Source organism: Corallococcus sp. CA041A (genome assembly GCF_003612075.1).
Taxonomy (GTDB): domain Bacteria; phylum Myxococcota; class Myxococcia; order Myxococcales; family Myxococcaceae; genus Corallococcus; species Corallococcus exiguus.
Map to the genome: position 1 here is coordinate 1 of NZ_RAWF01000708.1, position 418 is coordinate 418.

General features: G+C 63.4%; 1 protein-coding gene. It reads right to left on the reverse strand.

All coding sequences use genetic code 11. The annotated features are described in order from the left end of the window. Nucleotides 1-85 precede the first annotated feature (85 nt). The coding region (locus D7V77_RS42765; protein WP_147452395.1) for an undecaprenyl diphosphate synthase family protein at nucleotides 86-418 on the reverse strand (333 nt) is incomplete at its 5' end.

Here is a 418-nt window from a genome sequence, read left to right on the forward strand (position 1 = left end):
GGCCGGCGGGCGGCGCGAAAAACAAAATGGGCAGGATGACAATCAGCAGGCAGACAGCGGTAATGACGCGAGTCAGCAGCATGTGTCAGGCTCCGGCGGACAGCGCGGGGGGAACATCGGGGTCGAGCTGCGCGCTGGTGCGTCCAAAGCGGCGCTCGCGGTTGCGATACCACGCAAAAGCGCGATCGAGCTCTGCGGCATCGAAATCCGGCCAGTAGCGATCGGTGAAGTACAGCTCGGAATAGGCAAGCTGCCACAGCAGAAAGTTACTGATGCGCTGCTCGCCACCGGTGCGGATGAACAGGTCCGGCTCCGGCGCATAGGACAGCGCCATGTACGGCGCCAGCATCTCTTCTGTGATGGCGTCGGGTGCAATGCCGGGCTGCGCTGCCAACAACGCGCGCATAGCCTGCAGGAT